The organism is Frigoribacterium sp. CFBP 8759 (assembly GCF_014841655.1).
In the GTDB taxonomy this organism is placed as follows: Bacteria; Actinomycetota; Actinomycetes; order Actinomycetales; family Microbacteriaceae; genus Frigoribacterium.
The window spans coordinates 763,466-788,483 of record NZ_JACYUH010000003.1 but is presented as its reverse complement, the minus strand read 5'-3'; the positions used below and the strand labels follow the sequence as shown (position 1 = coordinate 788,483).

22 protein-coding genes and 1 pseudogene are annotated in these 25,018 nt (G+C 71.1%); 13 read left to right on the top strand and 10 right to left on the bottom strand.

Annotation, left to right across the window (positions count from 1 at the left end; translation table 11 throughout):
• The 7 genes from IFT79_RS13775 to IFT79_RS13745 form a co-directional block, all read right to left on the bottom strand.
• Positions 1–1,184 (bottom strand): thymidine phosphorylase (locus tag IFT79_RS13775; protein ID WP_192124746.1); only part of this gene is annotated, 1,184 nt, incomplete at its 3' end.
• 83 nt (positions 1,185–1,267) lie between these two features.
• A complete protein-coding gene (locus tag IFT79_RS13770; RefSeq protein WP_233568359.1) occupies positions 1,268–1,705 on the bottom strand; it encodes a cytidine deaminase in 438 nt (145 codons plus the stop codon).
• Positions 1,702–2,991 carry an ABC transporter permease gene (locus tag IFT79_RS13765; RefSeq protein WP_056046404.1) on the bottom strand — a complete coding sequence of 430 codons (1,290 nt, stop codon included), beginning with the start codon at positions 2,989–2,991 and terminating at the stop codon, positions 1,702–1,704. The genes IFT79_RS13770 and IFT79_RS13765 overlap by 4 nt, the downstream gene beginning before the upstream one ends.
• Positions 2,988–4,262, bottom strand: a complete 1,275-nt coding sequence (locus tag IFT79_RS13760) for an ABC transporter permease (RefSeq protein ID WP_056046406.1) — start codon at positions 4,260–4,262, stop codon at positions 2,988–2,990. Before IFT79_RS13760 ends, IFT79_RS13765 begins: the two co-directional genes overlap by 4 nt.
• Positions 4,259–5,779: an ABC transporter ATP-binding protein gene (locus tag IFT79_RS13755; RefSeq protein WP_192124744.1), complete on the bottom strand. Its 1,521-nt coding sequence runs from the start codon at positions 5,777–5,779 to the stop codon at positions 4,259–4,261. The genes IFT79_RS13760 and IFT79_RS13755 overlap by 4 nt, the downstream gene beginning before the upstream one ends.
• Before the next feature lie 157 nt (positions 5,780–5,936).
• Complete coding sequence (locus tag IFT79_RS13750; protein WP_056047703.1) at positions 5,937–7,022, bottom strand: BMP family lipoprotein; 1,086 nt, start codon at positions 7,020–7,022, stop codon at positions 5,937–5,939.
• Between the two features lie 167 nt (positions 7,023–7,189).
• A complete protein-coding gene (locus IFT79_RS13745) occupies positions 7,190–8,308 on the bottom strand; it encodes a mannose-1-phosphate guanylyltransferase (protein ID WP_123570462.1) in 1,119 nt (372 codons plus the stop codon).
• Between the two features lie 96 nt (positions 8,309–8,404).
• Between IFT79_RS13745 and IFT79_RS13740 the strand changes: the two genes are divergently transcribed.
• From IFT79_RS13740 to IFT79_RS13720, 5 genes are all read left to right on the top strand, one after another.
• Positions 8,405–9,547 (top strand): glycosyltransferase family 4 protein, encoded by a 1,143-nt coding sequence (locus tag IFT79_RS13740; RefSeq protein ID WP_173151232.1) that lies wholly within the window; start codon positions 8,405–8,407, stop codon positions 9,545–9,547.
• Positions 9,548–9,733: 186 nt separating this feature from the next.
• The gene (gene sdhC, locus IFT79_RS13735) at positions 9,734–10,186 is read left to right on the top strand and encodes a succinate dehydrogenase, cytochrome b556 subunit (protein ID WP_082460414.1); all 453 of its coding nucleotides are present in this window, start codon (positions 9,734–9,736) and stop codon (positions 10,184–10,186) included.
• A 4-nt stretch (positions 10,187–10,190) separates the two neighbouring features.
• A complete protein-coding gene (sdhD, locus tag IFT79_RS13730) occupies positions 10,191–10,640 on the top strand; it encodes a succinate dehydrogenase, hydrophobic membrane anchor protein (protein WP_192124742.1) in 450 nt (149 codons plus the stop codon).
• A gap of 58 nt (positions 10,641–10,698) precedes the next feature.
• Entirely contained in the window at positions 10,699–12,507 is a 1,809-nt protein-coding gene (gene sdhA, locus IFT79_RS13725) for a succinate dehydrogenase flavoprotein subunit (protein WP_056046417.1), read from the top strand.
• Position 12,508: 1 nt separating this feature from the next.
• Positions 12,509–13,264, top strand: a complete 756-nt coding sequence (locus IFT79_RS13720; protein ID WP_056046419.1) for a succinate dehydrogenase iron-sulfur subunit — start codon at positions 12,509–12,511, stop codon at positions 13,262–13,264.
• A gap of 101 nt (positions 13,265–13,365) precedes the next feature.
• Here IFT79_RS13720 and IFT79_RS13715 read toward each other — a convergent pair whose 3' ends face one another.
• Both IFT79_RS13715 and IFT79_RS13710 read right to left on the bottom strand, forming a co-directional pair.
• Complete coding sequence (locus IFT79_RS13715; protein ID WP_056046421.1) at positions 13,366–13,713, bottom strand: hypothetical protein; 348 nt, start codon at positions 13,711–13,713, stop codon at positions 13,366–13,368.
• The gene (locus tag IFT79_RS13710; protein WP_192124740.1) at positions 13,713–14,921 is read right to left on the bottom strand and encodes a DUF6177 family protein; all 1,209 of its coding nucleotides are present in this window, start codon (positions 14,919–14,921) and stop codon (positions 13,713–13,715) included. Before IFT79_RS13710 ends, IFT79_RS13715 begins: the two co-directional genes overlap by 1 nt.
• Before the next feature lie 189 nt (positions 14,922–15,110).
• Between IFT79_RS13710 and IFT79_RS13705 the strand changes: the two genes are divergently transcribed.
• The gene (locus tag IFT79_RS13705) at positions 15,111–15,854 is read left to right on the top strand and encodes a hypothetical protein (protein ID WP_192124738.1); all 744 of its coding nucleotides are present in this window, start codon (positions 15,111–15,113) and stop codon (positions 15,852–15,854) included.
• A gap of 160 nt (positions 15,855–16,014) precedes the next feature.
• Here the strand turns inward: IFT79_RS13705 and ptsP are convergent, their stop codons facing one another.
• Complete coding sequence (ptsP, locus tag IFT79_RS13700; RefSeq protein WP_192124735.1) at positions 16,015–17,664, bottom strand: phosphoenolpyruvate--protein phosphotransferase; 1,650 nt, start codon at positions 17,662–17,664, stop codon at positions 16,015–16,017.
• A gap of 165 nt (positions 17,665–17,829) precedes the next feature.
• Here ptsP and IFT79_RS13695 point away from each other — a divergent pair, with 165 nt between their 5' ends.
• The 7 genes and pseudogenes from IFT79_RS13695 to IFT79_RS13665 all read left to right on the top strand — a co-directional run bounded on the left by IFT79_RS13695 (position 17,830) and on the right by IFT79_RS13665 (position 24,867).
• Positions 17,830–18,990: a YihY/virulence factor BrkB family protein gene (locus IFT79_RS13695; RefSeq protein ID WP_123570466.1), complete on the top strand. Its 1,161-nt coding sequence runs from the start codon at positions 17,830–17,832 to the stop codon at positions 18,988–18,990.
• Positions 18,991–19,000: 10 nt separating this feature from the next.
• Positions 19,001–19,846, top strand: a complete 846-nt coding sequence (locus IFT79_RS13690; protein ID WP_056046429.1) for an exodeoxyribonuclease III — start codon at positions 19,001–19,003, stop codon at positions 19,844–19,846.
• A 48-nt stretch (positions 19,847–19,894) separates the two neighbouring features.
• Positions 19,895–20,899 (top strand): tryptophan--tRNA ligase, encoded by a 1,005-nt coding sequence (trpS, locus tag IFT79_RS13685; RefSeq protein WP_192124733.1) that lies wholly within the window; start codon positions 19,895–19,897, stop codon positions 20,897–20,899.
• A gap of 2 nt (positions 20,900–20,901) precedes the next feature.
• On the top strand, positions 20,902–21,606 hold the full coding sequence (locus IFT79_RS13680) for a GNAT family N-acetyltransferase (protein ID WP_192124730.1): 705 nt from the start codon (positions 20,902–20,904) through the stop codon (positions 21,604–21,606).
• Between the two features lie 38 nt (positions 21,607–21,644).
• Entirely contained in the window at positions 21,645–22,646 is a 1,002-nt protein-coding gene (ribD, locus tag IFT79_RS13675) for a bifunctional diaminohydroxyphosphoribosylaminopyrimidine deaminase/5-amino-6-(5-phosphoribosylamino)uracil reductase RibD (RefSeq protein ID WP_192124840.1), read from the top strand.
• A 17-nt stretch (positions 22,647–22,663) separates the two neighbouring features.
• Positions 22,664–23,284: pseudogene (gene ribA, locus IFT79_RS13670) on the top strand (GTP cyclohydrolase II); the annotation flags it as partial.
• Positions 23,285–23,520: 236 nt separating this feature from the next.
• Positions 23,521–24,867: an MFS transporter gene (locus IFT79_RS13665; RefSeq protein ID WP_056046434.1), complete on the top strand. Its 1,347-nt coding sequence runs from the start codon at positions 23,521–23,523 to the stop codon at positions 24,865–24,867.
• Positions 24,868–25,018: the final 151 nt, after the last annotated feature.

The following is a 25,018-nucleotide window of genomic DNA, read 5'->3' as shown; positions in this document are numbered from 1 at the left end:
TGCAGGGTGAAGAGGGGCTGGCCCTCGGTGACCCGGTCGCCCGGCTTCGCGTGCAGCTCGATGCCGGCGGCCGCCTGCACGGGGTCCTGCTTGCGGGCGCGACCCGCACCGAGGCGCCAGGCACCGATGCCGAAGGGCAGCGCGTGCTGCTCGGTCAGGTGACCGCTGCGCCCGGCGGTGACGACGTGCGTCTCGCGGGCGGTCGGCAGCGCGGCGTCGGGGTCCCCGCCCTGGGCACGGATCATGCGCTTCCAGGCGTCCATGGCGCGTCCGTCGTCGAGGGCGGCCTCGACGTCGGCGTCGGGTCGACCCGCGAGGGTCAGCATCTCGCGGGCGAGTGCCATCGTGAGCTCGCGGATGTCGGCGGGGCCGCCTCCGGCGAGGGTCTCGACCGACTCACGGACCTCGAGGGCGTTGCCGATGGTCAACCCGAGCGGCACGTTCATGTCGGTCAGCAGGGCGGTGGTCGCGACGCCGGCGTCGGTGCCGAGGTCGACCATCGTGCGGGCCAGCTCACGCGACCGCTCGATGTCCTGGATGAAGGCGCCCGACCCGAACTTGACGTCGAGGACGAGGGCGGCGGTGCCCTCGGCGATCTTCTTGCTCATGATCGACGACGCGATCAGCGGGATGGCCTCGACGGTGCCCGTGATGTCACGGAGCGCGTAGAGCTTGCCGTCGGCGGGGGCGAGGCCCGACCCGGCCGCACAGACGACGGCGCCGCTGTCGGCCATGATCTCGCGCATGCGGTCGTTCGAGATCGAGGCCTGCCAGCCGGGGATCGACTCGAGCTTGTCGAGCGTTCCCCCGGTGTGGCCGAGGCCACGGCCCGAGAGCTGGGGCACGGCGACGCCGAACGAGGCGACGAGCGGAGCCAGCGGCAGGGTGATCTTGTCACCGACGCCACCGGTCGAGTGCTTGTCGACGGTCGTCTTGCCGAGCCCGGCGAAGTCCATCGTCTCGCCCGACCGGATCATGGCCATCGTCATGTCGCGGATCTCTCGGCGCTCCATGCCGTTGAGGAAGATCGCCATGGTCAGCGCCGACATCTGCTCGTCCGCGACGTACCCGCGCGTGTACGCGTCGATGAGCCAGTCGATCTGCGCGGTGCTGAGGGCGTCGCCGCCCCGCTTGACGCGGATGAGGTCGACGGTGTCGAACGGTTCGACGGCGTTCTGGGTCACGGCGGGGCTCCTAGCAGTGGTGCGATGGGTGGTGCGAGGGCGCGACCACGGGGTCGCGACCGGGAGGGACGAGGAGGCGCGGGTCAGCCCTGCGAGGCGCGGTACGCCTCGAGCTGCCGCGGTCCGAACGCGTCGGGGATGACCTCGTCGATGGTCTTGAAGCCCGAGACGGTGTCGAGGACCATGGCTTCGTCGGAGTGTTCGTAGAGCAGCTGACGGCACCGCCCGCAGGGCATCAGGACCCCGCCGTTGCCGTCGACGCAGGCGAAGGCGACCAGACGGCCCCCTCCCGACATGACGAGGTCGGAAACCAGTGAGCACTCGGCGCAGAGGGTGATGCCGTACGAGGCGTTCTCGACGTTGCAGCCCGAGACGATCCGACCGTCGTCCGTGACGGCTGCAGCCCCCACGGGGAAGTTCGAGTAAGGGACGTACGCCTTGCGCATGGCGTCGCGAGCCGCTCCGCGGAGGGCGTCCCAGTCGGTCTCGGCGAGCACGGACTCGCTGCTGCGGCCCGTCACGACTTGATGTAGGGCTTGCCCGAGGCCGCGGGGCCCCGGGACTGCCCGACCAGGCCGGCGACCGCGAAGATCGTCACGACGTACGGCAGCATGAGCATGAACTCGCTGGGCACCGGCGAACCGATGGCCCCGAGCACGTTCTGCAGGTTGCTCGCGAAGCCGAACAGCAGCGCGGCGAGCGTGGCCCGGATCGGGTCCCACCGACCGAAGATGACCGCGGCCAGGGCGATGAACCCCGCGCCCGCCGTCATCTCTTTCTGGAAGTTGCCGAGCGAACCGAGCGTGAAGTACGCCCCGCCGAGGCCGGCGATCGCCCCCGCGAGGGAGACGTTCCAGAACCGGGTGGCGTTGACCTTGATGCCCACGGTGTCGGCCGCCTGCGGGTGCTCGCCCACCGAACGGAGGCGCAGCCCCCACCGCGTGCGGAAGAGACCGTAGAAGACGACCGCGATCGCGATGTACATCAGGTAGACGATGATCGTCTGACGGAAGAAGACCGGCCCGACGATCGGGATCTGGCTGAGGACCGGGATGTCGAGCTGCGGGAACCGCACGCCGCGGTTCAGCGACTCGGACTTCGACAGCACCTGCGAGTACAGGAAGCTGGTGAGGCCCGTGACGAGCACGTTGAGCACGACGCCGACGATGACCTGGTCGACGATGTAGCGGATGCTGAACACCGCCAGGACCATCGACACGAGCACGCCCGCGATCATCGCCCCGACCAGGCCGACGTAGGCCGACCCGGTCGCCGAGGCGACCATGGCCGAGACGAAGGCTCCGGCGAGCAACTGCCCCTCGATCGCGACGTTGACGACACCGACCCGCTCGCTGATGACGCCGCCGAGGGCACCGAAGATCAGCGGGGTGCTGAGTGCGAGGGCGCCGAGCAGCAGACCGGGCACCGGGATGGTCTGACCGGCGCTCGCCCACGTGAGGAAGCCGAGCAGGAAGAGGACGCCGAACACGGCGATCAGCCAGATCGGCACCTTCTCGAAGCGGACGGCGCGCAGCACCGCGACCACCGTGATGACGGCCAGGAGCACCGTCAGCACGATGCCGGTGCCGGCCGCCGGCAGGACCGCGTCGGGCAGGGCGAAGAAGTCCGTCGTCGTCGACAGGCGGAAGGTGCTCTCGCCGTCCCGGGCGAGGCCGAGGAACAGCACGGCGGCCACGACCGTGAAGATCGCGAACGCGATCGGGGCCTTGAGGCTGCGGGAGGAGGCCCGCGCCAGGTCGGGCGACGGCGCGGCGGGGACCGCGGTGTCGGGGGTGAGCGTGCTCACTTGGTGACCACCGCCTCCTTGTTCGAGGCCTTGCGCACCGGGCGGAGGCCCGGGGCCGGCAGACGGAAGATCGCTCGGACCAGCGGAGGCGCGGCCACGAACAACACGATGAGGGACTGCACGACGAGCACGATGTCGATCGGCACGCCGTTGGCGGCCTGCATCGAGTACCCGCCGGCCTTGAGCGCTCCGAAGAGGACGCCGGCGCCGAACACTCCCCACGGCCGCGAACGCCCGAGCAGCGCGACCGTGATCGCGTCGAAGCCGATGCCGGCGTCGATGCCCGAGGTGAAGCCGCTGGTCAGCGTGCCGAGCACCTGGGTCGACCCGGCGACGCCCGCGAGGGCACCCGAGATGAGCATCGCGTAGAGGTAGATGTTCTTGACGTTCATGCCGGCCGTGCGGGCTGCGTGCGGGTTCTCGCCGACGGCACGGAACCGGAAGCCGAGCGTCGACCGGTTGATCAGCCACCACACGACGGCGGTGATGACGATGACCAGCACGAAGCCCCAGTTGAGGTTGTAGCGGGCGCCGAACAGGTCGGGCAGGATCGCCGTGTCGAGCGTGGCGGGCGACTTGGGGTTCGCGCTGCCCGGAGCCTGCAGCAGGCCCTGCGTCCGCAACATGAAGGCCAACAGGTAGAAGGCGATGTAGTTGAGCATGATCGTGAGGATCACCTCGTGGGCGCCGGTGCGGGCCTTGAGCAGGCCCACGATGCCACCCCAGAGGGCACCCGCGGCGATGCCGGCGGCGAGGGCGAGGGGAAGGTGCACGGCGAGCGGCAGGTGGAAGGAGAAGCCCACCCAGCCGGCGGCGGCCGAGGCCATCAGCATCTGCCCGCGGGCACCGATGTTGAACAGGCCCACGCGGAACGCGACCGCGACGCCGAGGCCCGCGGCGATGAGGGGCACGGCGTAGTTCAGCGTCTCGGTCAGCGGACGGATGCCCGCCGCGAAGCCGTCGACCCGGAAGTTGTAGATCGCGCCCTGGAACAGCGACGAGTACGACCCGCCGACCGCGGTCCAGAACGCCTGGAAGAAGTCGGCCGGGCGCGAGAAGAAGTAGCCCAGCGTGCCCTGCACCGTGGTGTCGGTGAACCCGATGAGGAGGCCCGAGACGACGAGTGCCAGCACGACGGCGAGCACCGAGATGGCGGCGTTGCCGGTCGTGATCTCTCTCAGGAGGCGCGAGCCGCGTCCCTCGGTCGACTCCGGTGACGACGGGGCGGGTGGCGTGCCCGGGCCCGTCGTGGTGGTCGTGGCGTCGCTCACGCTGCCTGCTCCGTTCCCTGCGGCATCTCGCCGGCCATCATGAGCCCCAGCACGTCGCGAGGGGTGTCCGCCGGCACGATGCCGACGATGGTGCCGCGGTACATCACGGCGATGCGGTCGGCCAGGGCGGCGACCTCGTCGAGCTCGGTCGAGACGACGATGACGGGCACGCCCTGGTCGCGGGTCTCGACGATGCGCTTGTGCACGAACTCGATCGACCCGACGTCGATGCCGCGGGTGGGCTGGGCGGCCACGAAGAGCCGCAGGTCGCGGCTGAGCTCGCGCGCCAGAACGACCTTCTGCTGGTTGCCGCCCGAGAGGCGACCGGCAGGCGTCGTGATGCCCTGGGTGCGGATGTCGAACTCCTTCACCTTGGCCACGGCGAACGCCGCGAGCTCGGCGAGCTTGAGCGAGCCGCGTTTCACGAAGGGACCGGACTGCGAGCGGTCGAGCATGAGGTTCTCGGCCACGGTGAACTCTCCGACGAGACCGTCCTGGTTGCGGTCCTCGGGGACGAAACCGACGCCGGCGTCGAGGACCTGGCGCACGCTGCGGCCCGTGATGTCGCGCCCGTCCAGGGAGACCCGCCCCTCGACCCGGGGCTGGAGGCCGAGGATGGCCTCGGTGAGTTCGGTCTGACCGTTGCCCTGGACGCCGGCGATGGCGAGGATCTCGCCCCGGCGGACCTCGAACGAGACGTCGTCCACGACGACCTGCCCGATGGGGTCGACCACCCGGAGGTTCTCGACCACCAGGGCGGGCTCACCGGCTTCGGCGGGGGCCTTCTGGACGGTGAGCTCGACGGCGCGACCGACCATGAGCGAGGCGAGTTCGGCGTTCGAGGCGGTCGGTTCGGCCTCGCCCACGACCTTGCCGAGGCGGATGACCGTGATGCGGGTGGCGACCTCGCGCACCTCCCGCAGCTTGTGGGTGATGAAGACGATGGCGGTGCCGGCGTCACGCAGCTGACGCATGATCACCATGAGCTCGTCGGTCTCCTGCGGCGTGAGCACGGCGGTGGGCTCGTCGAACACGAGCACCTTCGCGTCACGGGACAGGGCCTTGATGATCTCGACGCGTTGCTGCACACCGACGGGCAGCTCTTCGACGAGGGCGTCGGGATCGATGTCGAAGCCGAACCGGCTGCTGATCTCTCGCACCTTGGCGCGAGCCGCGGCGAGGTCGAGCCGGCCGCCGGACCTGGTCTCTTCGTGGCCGAGCATGACGTTCTCGGCGACGGTGAAGACGGGCACCAGCATGAAGTGCTGGTGCACCATGCCGATTCCGGCGCCCATGGCGTCGCCCGGGCCGGAGAAGTGCTGGACGGCGTCGTCGAGCAGGATCTCGCCCTCGTCGGCCTGGTAGAGCCCGTAGAGCACGTTCATCAGCGTGGACTTGCCGGCGCCGTTCTCGCCGAGCAGGCAGTGGATCTCGCCGGGCTCGACGGTCAGGCTGATGTGGTCGTTGGCGGTCAGCGCGCCGAATCGCTTGGTGATGCCCCGCAGTTCGAGCTTCATCTCAGGTGGCTACCTCGGGTCTAGGCATTCGGGTGGGGACGGGCGGCACCGGGTCGGCGGCCCGCCCACGGGCGTTGAGAGGGCCGGGAGCGACGGGGTGACCGTCGCTCCCGGCCCTGGGTCAGTCGATGCTAATCGATGACGGGAGGTGCTTTCGTCAGCTGGTGAGCGCCGACGGGGACTCGACCTCGATCGAGCCGTCGATGATGCCGGCCTTGATGGTGTCGAGCTCGTCCTGCAGACCGGAGTCGACCTTGTCGGCGTAGTCGTGGAACGGGGCGATGCCGACGCCGTCGTTCTCGAGCGTGCCCACGTAGGGCGTGCTCGAGAACTTGTCCTCGCTGGCCTGCGTGACGACCGCGTCGGTCGCCTGCTTGATGCCCTTGAGCACCGAGGTGAGGAAGAGGTCCTTGTTGGCGCTGTCGGTCTCGTAGGTGTCGCTGTCGGCACCGACCAGGACGACGTCCTTGCCGGAGTCGCGGATCGCCTCGGCGGCGCTCTGGTAGATCGGGCCACCGACCGGCAGGATGACGTCGGCGTTCTGGTCGATCAGGGTCTGGGCGCTCTGCTTGGCCGTGGTGCCGGCCTCGAAGCCACCGGTGAAGGTGCCGTTCTGGGCGTCGACGTCCCAGCCGACGACCTTGACGTCCTTGCTCTTCTGCTCGTTGTAGTACTTCACGCCGTCGGCGAAGCCGTCCATGAAGATGGTGACGGTCGGGAACTGCATGCCGCCGAAGGTGCCGACGACGCCGGTCTTCGAGTAGCTCGCCGCCGCGTAGCCCGCGAGGAACGCGGCCTCGGACGTGTTGAAGGTGATCGGCTGCACGTTGTCGGCCGTGATGGACGAGTCGTCGATGGTGGCGTAGTTGATGCCCGAGTTCGCCTCGGCCGCCGACTTGGTGGCGTCGGCGAGCGCGAAGCCGACCGTGACGATCAGGTTGCAGCCCTGGTCGGCGAGGTTCGACAGGTTGGCGTCGTAGACCGTCTCGTCGGCCGACTCGACCGTCTTGGGCGTGGACCCGATGGTCTTCGCGGCCTCGGTCAGGCCCTCGTAGCCGAGCTGGTTGAACGACTTGTCGTCGAAGCCGCCGGCGTCGGAGACCATGCAAGGGACGAAGTCGCTCGAGGCGCCGCTGGTCGAGCCAGAGCCGCTCTCGGGGGCCGAGGCACAGCCGGCCAGGATGACGGCGGTGCTCGCCAGGGCGAGGCCGCTGAGCACGGCCTTGCGCGCAGTTGTAGTCAAGTTGTCCTCCAGGGTGCAGCCCGGCACGAGGCGCGCCGGGTGGGTATGGCTGACAGGTTACCTACTGTGACGTGCGCCTCCGACCGACGGGTGGTAGTGATGCCGAGGCGTTACACAGTCGCGACCACGACGTAACGAGCACGAAACGTCCACGGGCCCGGAACGGGTCAGAGGACGTCGCTGCGACCGCTCAGCTTGAGGGCGTCCACGACGCCCTTGACGCGTTGCGCGTTGGCCGTCGTCGTGACGAGCAGGGCGTCGGGGGTGTCGACCACGATGATGTCGTTGACGCCGATCAGCGAGATCAGTCGACCGCTGTTGCCGACGACGATGCCGCTGGAGCTGTCGGCCAGCACGCGGGCGTTCTCGCCGAGGATGGCCAGGTCGCTCTTGCGACCGCCGGCGTGCAGCTTGGCGATGGACGCGAAGTCGCCGACGTCGTCCCAGTCGAAGTCGCCCGGCACGACGGCCAGCCGGCCCGCTGCGGCGGCGGGTTCGGCCACGGTGTAGTCGATGGCGATCTTCTCGAGGCCGGGCCACACCTTGTCGACGACGGCGCCGCGCTTCGGGGTGTCCCATGCCGCCGCGAGCTCTTCGATGCCCTCGAGCAGGTCGGGACGGGTCTCGCCCAGCTGCTCGAGCAACCGGTCGGCCCGCGAGATGAACATGCCGCCGTTCCAGAGGTAGTCGCCGCCGGAGACGTAGCGCTCGGCCGTCTCGAGGTCGGGCTTCTCGACGAACGACTCGACCGTGCGGGCGCTCGGTGCGCCCTCGATGTCGAGCGGTGCGCCGACATGGATGTAGCCGAACCCGATCGCGGGTTCGGTGGGGGTGATGCCGATCGTGGCGATGTAGCCCTCGTCGGCGGCGACGATGGCCTCGCGGACGGCCCGACCGAAACCGCGGGTGTCGGCGATGACGTGGTCGGCGGCGAACGAGCCGATGATGACGTCCGGCTCACGACGACGGAGGACGGCGGCGGCGAGGCCGATGGCCGCGGTGCTGTCCTTCGGCTCGCTCTCGAGGACGACGTTGTGGTCGGCGAGGCCGGGCAGCTGCGACTCGACCGCGGCTCGGTGTGCCCGCCCGGTGACGACCATGATGCGTTGGTCGCCGTTGAGCGGGGCGAGGCGGTCCCAGGTGCCGCGCAGCAGGGTCGAACCGCTGCCGGTGAGGTCGTGCAAGAACTTGGGTGCGTCGGCGCGGCTGAGCGGCCAGAGACGGGACCCGATGCCACCCGCCGGGATGATGCTGTAGAACCGGTCGAGGCTTTCCTGGATCGTCATGAGTTCACCTTATCGACGCCCCTCCTCCATGCCTCCGATCCCCTCGCGCCACCGTCGCCGTCGAGGCTCGCAGCACGAGCAGTCCGAGGAGGACCGATGCGAGTCGTGATCGTGACCGAGAGCTTCCTACCCACCGTCAACGGGGTCACCACGAGCGTGCTGCGCGTGCTCGACCACCTGGCCCGACGCGGACACGAGGCCATGGTCATCGCCCCGGCCGGCCGCGGGACCACGAGCTACGCCGGCTTCCCCGTCCACCGGGTGCCGTCCGTGGCCTACCGCCAGTTCCCGGTCGGCCTGCCGAACCCGCAGGTCGCGGCCGCCATCGCCGGGTTCCGACCCGACGTCGTGCACGTCGCCTCGCCGTTCCTGCTCGGCGCCCAGGCCATCGCCGCGGCGGCACGCCTGGGCGTGCCCTCGGTCGCCGTCTTCCAGACCGACGTCGCCCGGTACGCGGGGACGAACGGCCTCGGGCTCGGCTCGGCCGTCGCCTGGCGGCTCGTCCGCCGCATCCACGACCAGGCCACGACGACGCTGGTCCCCTCGCGCGCCTCCTTGCGGGACCTCGAGACGGCCGGCGTGGGCCGGCTCGCGACCTGGGGGCGAGGAGTCGACTCGGCCCTGTTCCACCCGAACCGCAAGTCGGGCGACGCGGTGCGCGCCCTGCGGGAGTCCTGGGGCGCACCCGACCAGGTGCTCGTCGGCTACGTGGGCCGACTGGCCCCCGAGAAACAGGTCGAGCGGCTGGCCGCCCTGCGCCCCCTGCGGGAGGCCCGCCTCGTGGTCGTCGGGGGCGGCCCCTCACTGCCCGCCCTCCGCCGCCGCCTGCGACAGCTCGACCCGGTGTTCACCGGCCCTCTGCACGGCGAGCACCTCGCGGACGCCTATGCGGCGCTCGACGTGTTCGTGCACACCGGCTCGACCGAGACCTTCGGTCAGACCGTCCAGGAGGCCCACGCCAGCGGACTGCCGGTCGTGGCCCCGGCCGCGGGCGGGCCCCTCGACCTGGTGCGGCACGGGGTCGACGGGTTCCTCTTCGAGCCCCGCCACGACCACTCGCTCCGCCGGAGCGTCCGCACCCTGGTCCTCTCGGACGAGCTGCGGGCCCGCTTCGGCGAGGCCGGCAGGCGGGCAGTCGTCGGACGCACGTGGGAGACGCTCGGCGACGAGCTCGTCGAGCACTACCGACGGGCGATGGCGAGCGTCCGCGACGGGGCGGAGCGCGCCTCCGTCCGCTGATCGCGGGGCCGTGCCGACGGGTCCGTCTTGTCTCGACGTCGAACGACTTCGGAGGAGCGGGGCCGCGTCCGCACTCGGCGGGAACATAGACTGGACAGGTTCTGAGAACGCCACCAGCGGACACGGCTGTCCCTCGTACCGATCGAGCGAGAACGTCGTCCGCCCCATCCGCGAGGAGAAGTGCTCATGGCCGAGCAGTCGACGCGAACGGTCGCATCACCGGCAGGCAGACCGGGCGCACCGAAGATCAGTGCGCCCAAGGCGCCCGGGAAGATCGCCGGCACCCTCTACCGGGGCCGTGAGGGCATGTGGTCGTGGGTCCTCCACCGCATCACCGGCGTGAGCATCTACTTCTTCCTGCTGGTGCACATCCTCGACACCGCCCTGGTGCGGATCAGCCCCGAGGCATACAACGCGGTGATCGGCACCTACAAGAACCCGATCATGGGGCTCGGCGAGACCGGCCTCGTCGCCGCGATCCTGTTCCACGCCCTGAACGGCCTGCGGATCATCCTCATCGACTTCTGGGGCCCCGGCACCAAGTACCAGCGCGTCATGTTCTGGGTCGTCATCGGCCTCGCCGTGGTCCTGTTCGCCGGCTTCGCCCCGCGCCACCTGATGAACGTCTTCTCGGAGTAGAGCCATGACCACCCAGACCGTCGAAGCCCCGCGCTCGGCCCGTGCGGCCCAGCGCTCCACCAACTACGAGAAGTGGGGCTGGATCTACATGCGCGCCAGCGGCTTGCTGCTCGTCGTGCTCGTGTTCGGCCACCTGTTCATCAACCTGCTCGCGAGCGAGGGCGGCGTCAAGGCCATCGACTTCGCCTTCGTGGCCGGCAAGTGGGCCAGCCCGTTCTGGCAGGTCTACGACACCCTCCTCCTCTGGCTCGCGCTGATCCACGGCACGAACGGCATGCGGACGATCGTCAACGACTACGTCTCGAAGCCGACGGTGCGCAAGGTCCTGCTCGTCACGCTCTGGACCTCGACCGTCGTCCTGCTCGTCCTCGGCACGCTCGTGATCTACACGTTCGACCCGTGCCCTGCGAACGCCCCGGCCGACCTGCTGCCGTCGTTCTGCACCGCCGGCTAGCCACCCGGCCCACCGTCCACTCCGGCCACCGGCCGCACGTCCCCCACCGGAAAGAACCGTGACCACACCCTCCCCCGCCCCCGCCAGCACCGTCGTCGACGGCGTCCACTACCACCAGCACGACATCGTCATCGTCGGGGCCGGGGGTGCGGGCATGAGGGCGGCCATCGAGGCCGGCCCGAACGCCAGCACCGCGGTGATCTCGAAGCTGTACCCGACCCGTTCGCACACCGGTGCGGCCCAGGGCGGCATGGCCGCGGCCCTCGCCAACGTCGAGGACGACAACTGGGAGTGGCACACGTTCGACACCGTCAAGGGCGGCGACTACCTCGTCGACCAGGACGCCGCCGAGATCCTCGCCAAGGAGGCGATCGACGCCGTCCTCGACCTCGAGAACATGGGGCTGCCGTTCAACCGCACCCCCGAGGGCAAGATCGACCAGCGTCGCTTCGGCGGCCACACGGCCGAGCACGGCAAGAACCCCGTCCGGCGAGCCTGCTACGCGGCCGACCGCACGGGTCACATGATCCTCCAGACGCTCTACCAGAACTGCGTCAAGCACGGCATCAACTTCTTCAACGAGTTCTACGTCCTCGACCTCATCATGGGAGAGATCGACGGAGAAGAGCGCCCGGCCGGCGTGATCGCCTACGAGCTCTCGACCGGCGACCTGCACGTGTTCCAGGGCAAGGCCGTCATCTTCGCCACCGGCGGCTTCGGCAAGATCTACAAGACGACGTCCAACGCGCACACCCTGACCGGCGACGGCGTGGGCATCATCTGGCGCAAGGGTCTGCCGCTCGAGGACATGGAGTTCTTCCAGTTCCACCCGACCGGCCTCGCCGGGCTCGGCATCCTGCTGAGCGAGGCCGCCCGCGGTGAGGGCGCGATCCTGCGCAACAGCGAGGGCGAGCGCTTCATGGAGCGCTACGCCCCCACCATCAAGGACCTGGCGCCCCGCGACATCGTCGCGCGCTGCATGGCGACCGAGATCCGCGAAGGCCGGGGGGCCGGACCGCACAAGGACTACGTCTACCTCGACATCACGCACCTCGACCCGGCCGTGATCGACGCCAAGCTGCCGGACATCACGGAGTTCGCCCGCACCTACCTCGGCGTCGAGCCGTACACCGAGCCCGTCCCCGTGCTGCCGACCGCCCACTACGCCATGGGTGGCATCCCGACGAACGTCAAGGCCGAGGTGCTCCGCGACAACACGACGGTCGTGCCGGGCCTCTACGCCGCCGGCGAGTGCGCCTGCGTCAGCGTGCACGGCTCCAACCGCCTCGGCACGAACTCGCTGCTCGACATCAACGTCTTCGGCAAGCGCGCCGGCAACAACGCCGTCGAGTACGTGAAGGACGCACCCTTCGTGCCGCTGCCCGACGATCCGGCCGGCTTCGTGCGCGGTCTCGTCGAGGACGTCCGCAACGCCACGGGCACCGAGCGCATCGCGACGCTGCGCAAGGAGCTGCAGGACAGCATGGACCGCAACGCCCAGGTGTTCCGTACCGAAGAGACCCTCGACGAGGTCACCCACGTGATCGCCGACCTCCGCGACCGGTTCAAGAACATCTCGGTGCAGGACAAGGGCAAGCGCTTCAACACCGATCTGCTCGAGGCCATCGAGCTGGGCTTCCTGCTCGACCTCGCCGAGGTCGTCGTCTACTCGGCTCGTTCGCGTCAAGAGAGCCGCGGGGGGCACTTCCGCGAGGACTACCCCACGCGCGACGACGAGAACTGGCTCGTCCACACGATGGCGTACCTGACGGGCGACGCCCACTCGTCCCTGGCCGGCGACCACATCCGCCTCGACACCAAACCCGTCGTGATCACGAACTACCAGCCGATGGAACGGAAGTACTGACATGAGCACCGCTGTCCTCGAGAACAAGCCCCAGGGCGCCGACGCCGTCCCCACGTTCACGGCCACCCTGATCATCCGTCGGTTCGACCCCGAGGTCGACGACGAGCCCCGCTGGCAGGACTTCGACGTCCAGGTGCTGCCGACGGACCGGGTGCTCGACGCCCTGCACCAGATCAAGTGGGAGCAGGACGGTTCGCTGACCTTCCGTCGTTCGTGTGCCCACGGCGTCTGCGGCTCCGACGCGATGCGCATCAACGGTCGCAACCGGTTGGCCTGCAAGACGCTGATCAAGGACCTCGACATCTCACAGCCGATCTACGTCGAAGCGATCAAGGGCCTTCCCCTCGAGAAGGACCTCGTCGTCGACATGGAGCCCTTCTTCCAGTCGTACCGCGAGATCCAGCCGTTCCTCATGGCCTCGTCCAAGCCCGAGAAGGAGCGCCTGCAGAGCGCCACCCAGCGCGAGCGCTTCGACGACACGACCAAGTGCATCCTCTGTGCCGCCTGCACGTCGAGCTGCCCGGTGTTCTGGACCGACGGCCAGTACTTCGGTCCGGCCGCCATCGTCAACGCGCACCGCTTCATCTTCGACTCGCGCGACGAGGGTGCGCAGGTGCGCCTCGACATCCTGAACGACAAAGAAGGCGTGTGGCGCTGCCGCACCACCTTCAACTGCACCGAGGCCTGCCCGCGCGGCATCCAGGTGACGCAGGCCATCGCCGAGGTCAAGCAGGCCGTGTTGCGCGGGCGGGCCTGACACCGAGCCACCTCCACGAGAGAGGGCCCGACCACCATGTGGTCGGGCCCTCTCTCGTACGACGGGTCGCGGCGGCGCATGGACGCACGTCGACGACCTGGTCAGTCGTCCTCGACGATGCAGGCGGCCTCGAGGCCGAGGGCGAGTCGTAGCGCGACCGACACCCCGGTCTCGCCTTCGTCGCCCATCGGGGCGACGGCGTCGATCCAGAACACCGGGAGGGGCACCGAGGGCGGGTCGGGCAGCAGACGGTGGACCTCGTCCGCCTCGGTCAGTTCGGCCGCCTGGTAGACGGTGAGCAGCGGAACCCCACCCGCCCCGAACACCTGGAGGGCGTCGCCGCCGTCGATCTCGCGCACGCCGAGCGAACCGTCGACCGCGTGGGCCGCCGTCGCGAGGTCGAGCTGGTCGTAGACGTGCGGACTCAGGATGGTGATGTCGCGGGGCATCAGCTCTCGTCCTCGGCCGGACGCGGACGCTCGGTTCCGGCCTGGGACTCGATGCCGTCGGTCTGGCCGCCGGACCGGCTGCCCGTCCCGGCATCGGCCTCGGTGATGGCCTCGGCCTCGGCCTCGGCCGTGCTCTCGTGCAGCAGGTCCAGTTCGTGCAGGTCTTCCTCCCACGCCTGGAGCAGAGGGCTGGCGACGAGCTGGGCGAGCCTCTCGGGGCCGACCGCCTCCAGCGTGCGGTGCAGGGCGTTCCAGCCCGACGTGGCCTCGTCACCCAGCGGCACGACGTAGGCGGGCAGGCGCGGTCGGCCGACCACGACGACCGGACGTCCGGCGTCGAGGGCGGAGCGTTCGAGGCCGAGCCGACGCACGGACGGTGCGCCGATCAAGAGGGCGACCGGGTTCGGCGGGGGGTAGGTCACGGCCCGGACGCACCGATCGGACTCGCCCTCGCGGGCGATGACGAGGGCGAAGGTCGGCAGGGACGACTCGGCGATGTGGCCGAGAGCGTCGGTCAGCCGGGCGATGGCCTCGTCGAGCGTCCCCTCGGTCACGTCGACCGTCAACGCCGTGGTCTCCTCGATGCCGTGGTCGGTGACCCGTGCGGTGATCGTCGCCGACAGGTGCGGCCCCTCGACGACGACCCGGACGGTCTCGGGAGCCTGGTGACGGGCGTGTTGGGTGAGGACCCAGCGGTCCCAGGCGTGGCCCAGGGGCTCGGTCGCCCCCCATCGGGTCGGGACGGCGCCCGAGACGGCCGCTCCCAGGGTCTCGACCGCGCCTCCGAGGCTCGTGTCGTGGGACGCCCTGTGGAGCACCGTGAGGTCGACGCTGAGCTGGCAGGTGGTGTCGACGGCGTCCTCGATGAGGGGCAGCCACCCGGCGGACGGCGCGGCGGGTACCGAGGCGTCGGGCTCGGTGGCCGCGGCGTCGACGTCGGCGTAGGGCAGGCCCGTGAGGCCGTCCCGGAGACGGTCCTCGTCGTCGTGCACGGCCCAGACGCCCCCGGCGGCGACCAGGGCGGCCCGGAGGCCGACGGTGAGGCGCGACCGTTCGCTGGTGACGAGCACGACGCGTCGACTCGTCGGGGGTCGACCGAGGAGGTCCGCGAGCGGACGACTGAGTCGGACGACGCGGGCCCTGCTGTCGACCCGGACGGCGCGCGACGAGATCGCGTCGACCAACGGGTGTCGGATTGGGGTGCCCACCCGTCGATTCTGCTCCGTGGCGGAGGGCCGTGACCGGATGCACGGCGGACTCGGACCAGCCCGGCCCGAGACGGCCCACGAGGCCTAGGCTGGGTCCCCGTCATCGCCAACGACCCTCGAGAGGCCTGCCATGAACGACGCCCGACGCCTCGACCGACGGCCCTGCGGGCCCGGTCCGCGAGCGATCTCGTGAGACGACGCCCGTACCGCAACGGCGAACGCCCCCTCGACCAGCGGGAACGCCGACGAGCCTTCGCGGCAGCCGTCCGGACGAGGCCGCCCCTCCGACCCACCGCCGACCGAGAGTTCGGTCGGGCCCTCGCGCGCCTCGACGAGCTCGTCGAGAAGGTCCTGCTCTCGGGCGACCACGACCGCTTGCTCGACGAGACGCGGGTGTCGACCTGGCCTCGCGAACTGGACGCCGTGGCCGCGGTCGTGGTGGACCGGCTCGATCCGCCGCCGTCGGTCGACCGCGCGGCGGTGTCCGCCGCCGTCGCGGACAACCTGGAGGCGCGCTTCGGCCTGCGTGCGGGAGCCTCCCCGACCGAGAGGTCGGTCGTCCTCTGGCAGTCGGTGGCCGGTGCCGACTCGCGGCTCGCCGAGAACGGGTGGGAGCGTGACGTCCTCTCGGACGACCGGGAGGCGCTGGCCGAGTTCTTCGCCTCGGACGGCGATCCGGTGCGGGCACGTCTCACGCGGTCGTCGGGTCGCCTGCACCTCGAACTGCGGGGCACGAACGCACCCGTCGGCGACCGGTCGTCGTCGTACGCGGTGCTGTCGCGATCGAGCGCGCTCGTCCTCGTCGACGATCCCCGCGGCCTCGTCTCGGTGCTCGACGAGAGCACGGCCGGTGCGCTGCGCGACGTGGTCGTGGCCTGGGGCGAACTGGCCGACCACCTCGACGAACGTCGCGCCGAGGCCGGGGCACGCTGAAGCCGGACCGTCTTGAGGCCGGACCGTTCTGAGGCCCGACCGTCCTGAGGCCGGACCGTCCTGAGGTCGGAACACCCTGAGGCCCGTCGACCCCGAGGTCGGAGTCGGACGGCCGAGGGACGGCGCCGCCCCCGGGAGGGGCGACGCCGCGTCCCGTCCGTCAGACGGTGACGGCTTCGGCGGCCTGACGCGCGCCCGCGGCGGTGGTCGCCGCGACGGCGGCGGCCGCGAGCTCGCGAGCCTGGTCGAGGGTGTACCGGGAGAGCTCGAGGCGCACGTCGGCCAACGCGGCCGGCGTCATCGAGAGCGTGGTCGCCCCCAGACCGACGAGCACGACGGCCAGCAGGGGGTCGGCCGCGGCCTCGCCGCAGATGCCGACCGGCTTGCCGGCTGCGGCACCGGCGTCGCCGAGCGACTTGACCAGACGCAGCACGGCGGGGTGCCAGGGGTCCTGGTAGGCGGCCACGGAGCCGAGCATGCGGTCGGCCGCCATCGTGTACTGGGTGAGGTCGTTCGTCCCGACGCTGACGAAGTCGGCGCTGGCGAAGATCTGGTCCGCGAGCACCGCGAGCGAGGGGACCTCCGCCATCACGCCGACCGTCTTCAGACCGAGATCTCGGCCGAGGGCGACGAAGTACTCGGTCTCTTCGGCGTCGCTGACCATGGGCGCCATGACCCACAGGTCGGCGGTGGTCGCCGCTTGTGCCTGCGCCAAGGCGGTGAGCTGGTCGCGCAGGATGTCTTCTTTGACGCGCAGGGCGCGGAGGCCGCGCAGGCCGAGCGCGGGATTCTCCTCGTGGGCGTCGTTCAGGAAGCTGAGCGGCTTGTCGGCGCCCGCGTCGAGGGCTCGCACGACGACCTTCTTGCCCGGGAAGGCCTCGAGCAGGGCGGTGTAGCTCGCCGTCTGGCTCTCGACGGTGGGCGCGGTGGAATTGCCGAGGAAGAGGAACTCGGTGCGGAACAGTCCGACGCCTTCGGCACCCAGTTCGATGGCCCCGGCCGCCTCGGCCGGCGCGCCCAGGTTCGCGAGCAGCGGGACGGTGTGGCCGTCGGCCAGCGCACCCTCGGTGAGCGGCGCGGCGGCGGCGGCCGCGCGGTCGGCGATGCGCTTCTCGGCGTCGGCGACCTCGTCCGTGGACGGGTCGACCGTGACGACGCCGGTCGCGGCGTCGGCCACGACGATCGTGCCGTCGGCGAGGTCGAGCGCACCGGTCACCCCGACGATCGCGGGGATCGACTTGGACCGGGCGAGGATGGCGGTGTGCGACGTGGGTCCGCCGTCACGCGTGACCAGGGCGAGCACCTTGTCGAGGTCGAGCAGGGCGGTGTCGGCAGGGGCGAGGTCGGGCGCGACCAGCACGAACGGGGTGTCGCTCTCGGGCACCCCGGGAGCCGGGACGCCTCGCAGCGAGGCGATGACGCGCTGCGCCACGTCGCCGAGGTCCGTCGCGCGTTCGGCCATGTAGCCCCCCATGCCGATCAGGAGGTCCTGGAAGGCGGCGAACGCCTCGTGCACGGCGCGTTCACCGGTGCGACCGTCGTCGATGCGGGCCTTCACGTCGTCGGTGAGGGTGGGGTCCTGGGCCATGAGCGACTGGGCGTCGAGGACGTCCTTCGCCTCGCCGCCGGCCTTCTCGCCGCGGGCCGTGAGGTCGGCGGCGACCGCGGAGAGGGCGGTGAGCACGGCGTCGTACTCGAGAGCCGCGTCGGCGGTGCGGGGGTCGGTGCCCGGCTCGGGCAGCGGATCGGGCATCTTCTTGACGGGGCCGACGGCCACTCCACGTCCGACGCCAACGCCCTGTAGTGCCACGGTGAACCTCTTCGAGTCTCGATGGTGGGGACGTGCGGCAGGACGCCGGGCACGCCCACGGTCGGTCCATCGTAGACGGAACGTCCGCACGTCCGGTCAGTGCCGATCCCGGGGTCGACCGAGGCGGCCCGGGCCGCCTCGTCCGGCCACCCCTACCCTGGACGCATGCGCGCGCCGTGGACCCGAGAACCGACGCCCGACCCGGCCGAGGCGACCCGCGCCTCCGCGGCGGGACGCCCGTCCGGACGCGCCCGGCGGGCCGGCTCACGCGTCGTGGGGTCGCGGCCGACGCGGGTGCTGGCGCGGCACGTCACGGCGAAGGGGCCGCTGCTCGCCGCCGGGTTGACCTACCAGGCGCTCTTCGCCCTGTTCGCGGCCCTGTGGGTGGGCTTCTCGGTCGCGGGGTTCGTCGTCTCGGGCGACCAGGTGCTCCGTGACGAGTTGATCGTGTTCATCCGCTCGGCCGTCCCCGGGCTCATCCAGGACGTCGACGGCACGGGCGTCGTCGACCCCGAGTTGCTGCTCGACGCGTCGGTCTTCGGTTGGACCGGCGCGGTCGCCCTGCTCGGTCTCCTGGTGTCGTCCGTCACGCTGCTCGGCAGCATGCGCGACTGCGTGCGCATCGTGTTCCGGGCACCGCAACCGGTCACCCCGCTCGGCCGACTGATCGTGCGCGACCTCGGCCTGGCCCTCGCCTTCGGAGCCGCGGTCGTCGTGTCGGCGACGCTGTCGCTGCTCAGCACCACGGCGGTCTCGGGCCTGTTGTCCGGGGTGGGCGTCTCGACCCGGTCGATCGCGGGCGAGGCGACCCTGCGCGTGGTCGGCATCGTGCTCGTGTTCGTCTTCGAGACCGCGGTGCTGGCCGTCCTGTTCCGCGTGCTGGCCGGGCTGCACATCCCCTTCCGTCGACTGCTCGCGGGGGCGATGCTCGGAGCGGCCGGGTTCGTCTCGCTGACCGTGGTCGGCGGCGTCGTGCTCCGCGCCACGGGGTCGAACCCCCTGGTCGCCTCGTTCGCGGCCGTCGTCGGGCTGTTGATCGTGATCAACCTGCTGTGCCAGGTGCTGCTGCTCAGCGCCGGCTGGATCGCCGTCGGCATGGACGACCTCGGCGTGCTCGCCGACCCGCATCAGGAGGCGGCCCGCCTCCGCCGCCTCGAGGAGGAACGGCGAGCCCAGGAGGCGCGGGCCCGGTCGCGGGGCGGTCGCCTGGTGGACGGCGCCCGCGGGCTGCTCTCGCGGTCGCTGCGGGCCGTCCGCCGGGGTGACCCGTCCGACGCCCCGGGCACGGGGTCTCCCGACGACCCCGGTGACGGTGCCCGCCGCTAGTCTGGAGCCCATGTCCACGCGCCTCCGTCTCGCCACCGTCAACGTCAACGGCGTCCGTGCCGCCTTCCGCAAGGGCATGGGCGACTGGCTCTCGGCTCGCGACGTGGACGTCCTCACGCTCCAAGAGGTGCGCGCCTCGACCGACGACCTCGAGGGCCTGCTCGGCCCCGAGTGGAACGTCGTGCACGACCCGGCCACCGCCAAGGGGCGGGCCGGTGTGGCCATCGCCAGCCGGGGCAAGGCCCACGTGCACCGCGTCGAGCTCGGCCCCGACGACTTCGACAGTGCCGGGCGGTGGCTCGAGGCCGACTACGAGATCGACGGCACCGTCGTGACCGTCGTCAGCACGTACGTCCACTCGGGCGAGGTCGACACCCCCAAGCAGGACGAGAAGTGGAAGTTCCTCGACGCCATGTCGGCGCGGCTCCCCGAGCTCGCCGCCCACAACGAACTCTCGGTGGTGACGGGCGACCTCAACGTGGGCCACCGCGAACTCGACATCAAGAACTGGAAGGGCAACGTCAAGCGAGCCGGCTTCCTCCCCCGCGAACGGTCGTACTTCGACCGGTTCCTGGGGCCCGCGGGCGAGCAGGTCGTGACCGTCGACGGCACCGGCGGAGAAGGCCTCGGGTGGGTCGACGTGGGCCGACGCTTCGCCGGCGAGGTCGAGGGGCCCTATTCGTGGTGGTCCTGGCGCGGTCAGGCCTTCGACAACGACGCCGGTTGGCGCATCGACTACCAGCTGGCCACCCCGGCGCTGGCCGAGACCGTCGAGCACTACGTGGTCGACCGGGCGGCCGCCTACGACCAGCGCTGGTCGGACCACGCCCCGGTCGTCGTCGACTACCGGCTCTGACCCGCATCCCACCTCTTCTCTTCTCGCACCACCCCGACCGAGGACCTCATGACCAAGCCCCGTCTCTTCTCCGGCATGCAGCCGTCCGCCGACTCGCTCCACGTCGGCAACTACATCGGCGCCCTGCAGCAGTGGAAGTCGCTGCAGGCGACGCACGACGCCCTGTTCTGCGTCGTCGACCTGCACGCCATCACCGTCCCCCAAGACCCCGCCGCGTTGCGTGCGCAGATCCGCGGCACCGCCGCCCAGTACATCGCCGCGGGCATCGACCCGGCGGAGTCGGCGCTGTTCATCCAGTCGCACGTGCCGGCACACACGCAGTTGGCCTGGGTGCTCAACACCCTGACCGGCTTCGGCGAGGCCAGCCGCATGACGCAGTTCAAGGACAAGGCGGCCAAGCAGGGGTCCGACGCGGCCTCGCTCGGCCTGTTCGCCTACCCGACCCTGATGGCCGCCGACATCCTGCTCTACCAGGCCGAGACGGTTCCCGTCGGAGACGACCAGCGTCAGCACGTCGAGCTCACCCGCGACCTCGCCACCCGGTTCAACTCCCGTTTCGGCGAGACCTTCGTCGTGCCCGAGGCGGTGATCCAGAAAGAATCCGCGCGCATCTACGACCTGCAGTCACCCGAGTCGAAGATGAGCAAGTCGGCGGCCACCGACTCCGGAGTCGTGTGGATGCTCGACGAACCGGGCCGCACCGCCAAGAAGATCAAGTCGGCGGTCACCGACGCCGAGCGCGAGATCCGCTTCGACCGCGGGGCCAAAGCGGGGGTCTCCAACCTGCTCACCATCCTGTCGTCGTTCTCGGGCGCCAGCGTGGCCGACCTCGAGGAGCGCTACGCGGGTCGCGGCTACGGCGACCTCAAGAAGGACGTGGCCGAGGTCGTCGTCGAGACCTTCGCGCCCGTCCGCGCCCGAGCCCTCGAACTCCTCGACGACCCGGCCGAGCTCGACCGCATCCTCGCCGTCAACGCCGATCGGGCGAACGAGATCGCCCAGGCCACGATCGACACCGTGTACGACCGCATCGGCTTCGTCCGCAAGGCCTGATCGTGCTGCCGTTCGTGCTCGCGTCGCCGACCCTCGAGTTGCGGGTGCCGAGTGCGGCCGACGTGCCGGCCATCGTCGACGCCTGCCGCGACGAGACCCTGCAGCGTTTCACCACGGTGCCCGTGCCGTACGGACGGTCCGACGCCGAGTTCTTCCTGCGACGCATCGTGGACGACGGGTGGGCGACGGGACGCGAGTTCACCTGGGGGCTGCGCCGCCCGGGTTCGGGTCTGCTCGAGGGCGTGGTCAGCGTTCGGCTCCGGTCGTCCGACGTCGGCTTCTGGACGGCCCCCGCCTCGCGGGGTCAGGGGATGATGACCGAGGCGCTCGGCCTGGTGGCCGATTGGGCGTTCGGCGCCGGAGGGCTCCGAGAACTCTTCTGGGAGGGCTACGTGGGCAACGACGCCTCCGCGGCCGTCGCCCGCCGGACGGGGTTCACCTACCAGGGCGTCGGTCCGGGGCTCCACCCGGACCGTGACGGAGGCCACCCCCTCTGCTGGAAGGCCCGCCTACGACCGGGCGACGCTCGGTCGGCGCGAGCCGGTTGGCCCGACCTGGGGCGCCCCGGGGTCCGTCCCGGCGGCTCGGCGGAATACCCCGTGGCCGACGGCGTTGACTCCCTCACGGATGCCGTCGACGGCGTCGCCCGCCCGTCCCCCACCGCGCACGCCCCGGCGCGCGACCGTTCCGTCCCGGAGGCACAGTGAGCATCGATCCGATCGACCACGACGTCCTCGAACGCGCCATGCGCCGGGCCGTCACGCTCGCGCGACGTGGGCCGGCCCGCGGCGTCAACCCCCAGGTCGGTTGCGTCCTCCTGCGTCCCGACGGCAGCGTCGCGGCCGAGGGATGGCACCAGGGCGCCGGCACGCCACACGCCGAGGTCGACGCCCTCTCGCACCTCTCCCCCGGCGAGGCGCGGGGTCTGACCGCCGTCGTCACGCTCGAACCCTGCGACCACGTGGGCCGCACCGGTCCGTGCAGCGTCGCCTTGATCGAGGCGGGCGTCTCCCGCGTCGTCCACGCCGTCGCCGACCCCGGCGCGTCCTCCGGGGGCGGGGCCGAGCGGCTGCGCCGCGCCGGCGTCGAGGTGGTCGACGGCGTGCTCACCGACGAGGCCACCGAGATGGCTCGCCGCTGGTTGGTGACGGCCCGGACGGGCCGACCGTTCGTGACGCTCAAGTGGGCGTCCAGCCTGGACGGTCGCACGGCGGCGTCCGACGGCAGCAGCCGCTGGATCACCGGAACGGCGTCACGGCAGCACGTTCACGAGCAGCGAGCGGCCCACGACGCGATCCTGGTGGGCACGGGCACCGTGTTGGCGGACGACCCCAGCCTGACCGCCCGCGGCGACGGCGGAGAACTGCTCCCCGACCAGCCCCTGCCCGTCGTCGTCGGCACGCGCACCGTGCCGGCCGACGCCGCCCTGCGTCGGCACCCCCGCGACATCGTCGAGACGGGGACGCACGACCTCGAGGCCGTGCTCGACGACCTCGGCGCCCGCGGGGTCCGCAGCGTGTTCGTCGAGGGCGGACCGACCGTTGCCAGCGCGTTCGTCCGGCTCGGGCTCGTCGACGACTACGTCGTGTACCTCGCGCCCACGCTGCTCGGCGGCCCCCGGACGGCCCTCGACGACCTCGGTGTGGACCACATCGACGGGCAACGACGATTGCGCGTCACCGATGCGCACCCCCTCGGCGACGACCTGGTGGTCGTCGCCCGCGACACCCCCAGGAGCCCCGCATGACCACCACGCCCGCCGCATCGTCCCAGGTGTCGTTCGAGGTCGAGACCACGGTCCCCACCCGTCACGGCACGTTCCGCATGAGGGCCTACCGCGACACCCTCACCGGCGCCGACCACGTGGCGATCATCGCGAGCGACCCGGCCGGCCTCCCCCCGGCGGACGGTGCCCTCGTGCGCGTCCACTCGGAGTGCCTCACCGGCGAGGCGTTCGGCTCCCTCAAGTGCGAGTGCGGCCCGCAGCTCGACGCCGCGCTCGACACCATCCGGGACCACGGCGGGGCCGTCGTCTACCTGCGCGGACACGAGGGTCGGGGCATCGGCCTCGTCGACAAGCTCCGGGCCTACCGCCTGCAAGAGGACGGACTCGACACCCTGGACGCCAACCTCGCCCTGGGGCTGCCGGCGGACGCCCGGGACTACGGGGCGGCGGCCGACGTGCTGCGCGACCTCGGGCTCGGCCGCGTCAGGCTGCTGAGCAACAACCCCGAGAAGCGGCGTCAGCTCGGCGAGCACGGCATCGAGGTCACCGAGCTGGTGCCCCTCGTCGTCGGCGTCGGTGCCTTCAACGAGGGCTACCTCGACACGAAGCGCGACCGCATGGGCCACGAGTTGCCCGGCCACCTCGGCTCCGACGACTGAGTCCGCGGCGGCCCCCGCTCCCGCGGCGGCTCCCGCTCCCGCCGCCCCGACGTGCGTCCCCACCGGGGTACACGCCGGAGTACGATGGACGACGGCTGTCACGAGCGGCCACCGTCTCACCCGGCCGAGCGATCCGCAGATCCCTGCACCGCGCCTCCGTCCGACCCGTTGCGCCGCACCATGCGCCCGGTCGTCGACGTCCGCCGGGACCTCGACCCCTGCCTCGGAGTGCCCCCGTGTCTGCCCCCACCGTCGACCCGTCGACGTCGTCCGTCCCCGCCACCAACAAGCGTTCGCGCGTCATCGTCGCGAGCCTCATCGGCACCTCGATCGAGTTCTACGACTTCTATGTCTACGCGACCGCCGCGGTGCTCGTCTTCCCGACCATCTTCTTCGCCAACGACGACCCCGCCGTGGCCCGCCTCGCCTCGTTCGCGGTCTTCGGCGTCGCGTTCATCGCCCGGCCCGTCGGGTCGATCGTCTTCGGCCACTTCGGCGACCGCATCGGCCGCAAGGGCACCCTCGTGGCGTCGCTGCTGACGATGGGCATCGCCACGGTGCTGATCGGGTGCATCCCGGCGGGCACCACGCCCGGTTGGGCGGTCGCCGGCCCGGCCTGCCTCGTCGTGCTGCGCTTCTGCCAGGGCCTGGGCCTCGGCGGCGAGTGGAGCGGTGCCGCGTTGCTCGCGACGGAGAACGCCCCGGCGAACCGCCGCGCGATCTACGGCACGTTCCCCCAGCTGGGTGCGCCCATCGGCTTCATCATCGCCAACCTGCTCTTCGTGCTGCTGAACACGACCCTCACCGAGGAGCAGTTCATGGCCTGGGGATGGCGCCTGCCGTTCCTGGCGAGCGCGGTGCTGGTGATCATCGGCCTCTACGTCCGGTTCAAGTTGATCGAGACGCCGGCGTTCCAGAAGGTCGTCGACTCGGGCAACGTCGCGACCCTCCCGCTCGCCCGCGTGTTCCGGTCGAGCTGGCGCCCCCTGCTGCTCGGCACGTTCATCATGCTGGCGACCTACACGCTCTTCTACCTGATGACGACGTTCACGCTGACCTTCGGGACGGCCGACGCCGCGGGCGACCCGGCCGGCCTGGGCATCCCCCGGACGCAGTTCCTCTGGATGCTGATCCTCGGCGTGGTGTTCTTCGGCGTCTTCACCCTCGTGTCGGGGCCCCTGGCCGAGAAGTACGGTCGCCGCGCGATGCTCATCTGCGTGACGGCGGGCATCCTCGTCTTCGGCTTCACGTTCGCCCCGCTGTTCGCCGCGGGGGCCCTCGGCGCGCAGGCGTTGCTCATCATCGGCTTCGTCCTGATGGGGCTGACCTTCGGACCGATGGGGGCCGTGCTGCCCGAGCTGTTCCCCACGAGCGTGCGCTACACCGGTTCGGCGATCAGCTACAACGTCGCGAGCATCCTCGGTGCCGCCGTGGCCCCGTTCATCGCCGTCGCGCTCTGGACGGCCGCGGGCGGCAGCACCTGGCTCGTGGGGCTCTACCTGTCCTCGATGGCGGTGTTGACCCTGATCGCGCTCGTGCTCAGCCGTGAGACCCGCGACGTCGACTACGACACGGCCGGCTGACCGGACGCGACGTGCCCTGCCGCCCGGCCCGCGCCTCCTGAGCGGAGGCGCGGGCCGGTCTCGTGACGCAGGTGGAAGTCACCGGGACGAAGTACGGTCGTAGTCGGCGGAGGCACCGCCCGCGACACCGACCGCCGCACCCCGCGACGCC

Excerpts from the sequence above, each read along its gene's own strand:
- IFT79_RS13740 (WP_173151232.1), top strand. The coding sequence starts at position 8,405 with ATGCGAGTCGTGATCGTGACCGAGAGCTTCCTACCCACCGTCAACGGG.
- ribD (WP_192124840.1), top strand. The coding sequence starts at position 21,645 with ATGCGCCGGGCCGTCACGCTCGCGCGACGTGGGCCGGCCCGCGGCGTC.
- trpS (WP_192124733.1), top strand. The coding sequence starts at position 19,895 with ATGACCAAGCCCCGTCTCTTCTCCGGCATGCAGCCGTCCGCCGACTCG.
- sdhD (WP_192124742.1), top strand. The coding sequence starts at position 10,191 with ATGACCACCCAGACCGTCGAAGCCCCGCGCTCGGCCCGTGCGGCCCAG.
- IFT79_RS13715 (WP_056046421.1), bottom strand. The coding sequence starts at position 13,713 with ATGCCCCGCGACATCACCATCCTGAGTCCGCACGTCTACGACCAGCTC.
- IFT79_RS13745 (WP_123570462.1), bottom strand. The coding sequence starts at position 8,308 with ATGACGATCCAGGAAAGCCTCGACCGGTTCTACAGCATCATCCCGGCG.
- IFT79_RS13720 (WP_056046419.1), top strand. The coding sequence starts at position 12,509 with ATGAGCACCGCTGTCCTCGAGAACAAGCCCCAGGGCGCCGACGCCGTC.
- IFT79_RS13695 (WP_123570466.1), top strand. The coding sequence starts at position 17,830 with ATGCGCGCGCCGTGGACCCGAGAACCGACGCCCGACCCGGCCGAGGCG.
- sdhC (WP_082460414.1), top strand. The coding sequence starts at position 9,734 with ATGGCCGAGCAGTCGACGCGAACGGTCGCATCACCGGCAGGCAGACCG.
- IFT79_RS13755 (WP_192124744.1), bottom strand. The coding sequence starts at position 5,779 with ATGAAGCTCGAACTGCGGGGCATCACCAAGCGATTCGGCGCGCTGACC.
- IFT79_RS13690 (WP_056046429.1), top strand. The coding sequence starts at position 19,001 with ATGTCCACGCGCCTCCGTCTCGCCACCGTCAACGTCAACGGCGTCCGT.